Annotated in this window: 4 protein-coding genes; 2 read left to right on the forward strand and 2 right to left on the reverse strand. The window is 74.5% G+C overall.

From position 1 onward, the window contains the following. The first annotated feature begins 286 nt into the window (after positions 1 to 286). Positions 287 to 856, forward strand: coding sequence for a CGNR zinc finger domain-containing protein (locus ACFV61_RS33760; protein ID WP_063346822.1), 570 nt, complete (start codon positions 287 to 289; stop codon positions 854 to 856). Positions 857 to 912: 56 nt separating this feature from the next. Here the strand turns inward: ACFV61_RS33760 and ACFV61_RS33765 are convergent, their stop codons facing one another. Beyond that, positions 913 to 1,377 carry a hypothetical protein gene (locus ACFV61_RS33765; protein WP_063346823.1) on the reverse strand — a complete coding sequence of 155 codons (465 nt, stop codon included), beginning with the start codon at positions 1,375 to 1,377 and terminating at the stop codon, positions 913 to 915. Positions 1,378 to 1,487: 110 nt separating this feature from the next. Here ACFV61_RS33765 and ACFV61_RS33770 point away from each other — a divergent pair, with 110 nt between their 5' ends. Next, positions 1,488 to 1,988, forward strand: coding sequence for a DsbA family protein (locus ACFV61_RS33770; RefSeq protein WP_063346824.1), 501 nt, complete (start codon positions 1,488 to 1,490; stop codon positions 1,986 to 1,988). 12 nt (positions 1,989 to 2,000) lie between these two features. Here the strand turns inward: ACFV61_RS33770 and ACFV61_RS33775 are convergent. Beyond that, positions 2,001 to 2,211 (reverse strand): GNAT family N-acetyltransferase (locus ACFV61_RS33775; RefSeq protein WP_380495898.1); only part of this gene is annotated, 211 nt, incomplete at its 5' end.

Below are 2,211 nucleotides of genomic sequence, written 5' to 3' on the forward strand. Positions count from 1 at the left end.
GGGGCCCGCCGCGCTGCGCTCGGGGCTGCCGCCCCGCCCGCGCCCCCCCCCCCCCGCGCCCCCCCCCCAGTGGGGGGGGCCGGGCCCGCCGGGGCGGGGCGCCGTCGGCATTTCGGGGGGTCCTTCGCGGGCCCGGCCGCCCGGACGCCGTCCGCTCCACGGCACTCTGACGGAATCCGTATGCACCTTCGAAAGAACCCACCGCCCTTCCGCCGCAAGGCCCGGTATGGTCTGGGGTAACCGTGGACGCGGGGTTCCGGAGTCCCCTGCGCGAGGAGTCCCCAACGTGCTGATCACCCATGACACCGAGTGCGCACTGAGCATCCTCGTCGAGCTGCTCAACACCGCGCCCGAGGTGTGCGGCACCGAGCGGCTGCCGGACGTGGCCGCACTGGACGCCTTCGTGGTCGGCCAGGAGATCAGCGAGATCGACTCGCTGACCGAGAACGACCTGCGCAAGGTGCACGAGCTGCGCACCCGGCTGCGCGAGGTGTTCGGGACGGAGTCCACCGCCGAGGCCGCCGAACTGGTCAACCGGATCGTCGCGGCCGCCGGTACGACGCCGCGGCTGACCAACCACGACCACCACGACTGGCACATCCACTACTTCGCGCCGCACGCCGCGCTCGGCGACCACCTCGCCGCCGAGCTGGGCATGGCGCTGGCCTTCATCCTGATGGCGGGCGAGCGGGAGCGGTTGCGCCGCTGCGAGGCGCCGGACTGTGCCCGGGTCTTCGTGGACCTCTCCCGCAACCGCTCCCGGCGCTACTGCGACAGCCGCACCTGCGGCAACCGGCTGCACGTCGCCGCCTACCGGGCACGGCAGCGCTCGGCGGAGGCCGTGCCCTCCGCCTGACGCCGACCCCCGCAGGGGTTCGAGTGCCGCGTTCGAGTGCCGCGTTCGGATGCCGCTCAGATGCCGCGCTTGCGGAGGATCTCCTCGATGTCGGAGAAGTCGCCGAGGCCGTCGTCCCGCTTGCCCCCCGCGGGCTTGCCCGTCGCCGGCTTCTTCGGCGGCGTGGCGGCCACCGCCGGGCGCTCGGGCGCGGCACCGGCGGCCGCCGGGCGGTCCGGCGCGGCGTCCACGGCGCCCCGGCGGCCCAGCCAGCGCGTCGTCACCAGCAGGAGCGCGGAGAGGCCGAGCAGCACGATGCCGGTCCAGACCCGGGGGTCGAACACCAGCCTCGTCGCCCAGTCGGCGAACTCGCTGCCGATCGTCCGGGCCACCGGGAACAGGCCGGTCAGGTAGAGCCCGGCGGGCACCAGGGCCACCGCGAACCAGCGGGTCGCGGACAGGAACCGCCGCCGGTAGGCCCGCAGGCCGGCCACGGCCACCCCGCCCGCCGTGAGCGCGAAGCTGATCGCCGCCGTCAGCACGGCAGTACTCCTTCGCTTCCGGTCGTCCTGGTCATCACTGCCTCCCTGTCGGCCTTCGCAGGGGCGCACCGTCGGCCGGAGCGGGCGCCCACTAGTGAAACACTGGGGGAATGATCGATGGTTCCCTCCCCCGGCTCGAGTTCTGGTGCGACCTCCAGTGTCCGGACTGCCGCACCGCGCTGGACGACGTACGGGCACTGCGCGCGCGGTACGGCGACGCGCTGCCCGTCGAGGTCCGCCACTTCCCGCTGGAGAAGCACAAGCACGCCTACGCGGCCGCGGAGGCCGCCGAGGAGGCGTTCGCGCAGGGGCTGGGCTGGCCGTTCGTGGAGGCGCTGCTGGCCCGGACCGAGGAGTTGGACGCCCGCGGGCAGCAGGTGCTGCTGGAGGTGGCCCGGGCCGTCGGGGTGGACGCCGAGGAGGTCGACACCGCGCTGATCGACGGCCGGCACATGCTCACCGTGGACGCCGACCAGGCCGAGGGCCGGGCGATCGGGGTCACCGGCACGCCGACGTACGTGATCGGCGGGCAACGGCTGGACGGCGGGCAGAGCCAGGACGGCCTGCGGGACCGCATCGTGGCCGCCATCGAGGCGGCGGCGGGTTCCTGACGTCACGTCGGGTCACAGCGGCTTTCCGTAGATGCGGTTGGTGACCCGGTAGCCGAGCGAGGCGTAGAGGCGGATCGCGACCTCGTTCCCGGCGAACACGTTGAGGCCGAGGTCGCGCACGCCGGCGGCCAGGCACTCGCGTTCGGCGAGCAGCATCAGCGTGCGGCCGTGGGGGGGGGCCCGCGCGGGGGGCGCGCGATGCGGACCGCGCGATGCGGACCGC

Origin of the sequence: Kitasatospora sp. NPDC059817 (assembly GCF_042731835.1) — a bacterium.
GTDB lineage: Bacteria > Actinomycetota > Actinomycetes > Streptomycetales > Streptomycetaceae > Kitasatospora.